The following is a 239-nucleotide window of genomic DNA, read 5'->3' as shown; positions in this document are numbered from 1 at the left end:
GCGGCACCGAGCATAAAGTGGCCGATTGCTTGCGCGGCTTCGTTTTTGTGTTCACCGTGGCCGAAGCGCTTGCCGATTGCTTGCGCGGCTTCGTCTTTGTGTTCACCGTGGCCGAAGCGCTTGCCGATGGCGGCTGCAGCATACGGCGCCAACGTATTGGCGGCCAGCTGTAAATCACCCTGTCCGCCCAGGGCGCCGGTAATCAGGGTTTCGGCGGCGCTAAGCGCACGGCTTTTGCT

The 239-nt window shown here is 62.3% G+C and carries 1 pseudogene; it reads right to left on the bottom strand.

Features of this window, described 5'->3' with window-relative positions:
* Nucleotides 1-239, bottom strand: a pseudogene (locus tag ACTHRE_RS11185) (hypothetical protein); the annotation flags it as partial.

Origin of the sequence: Neisseria sp. P0001.S007 (genome assembly GCF_051963655.1) — a bacterium.
GTDB lineage: Bacteria > Pseudomonadota > Gammaproteobacteria > Burkholderiales > Neisseriaceae > Neisseria > Neisseria subflava_A.
This window is presented reverse-complemented; position numbering and strand designations above follow the sequence as displayed.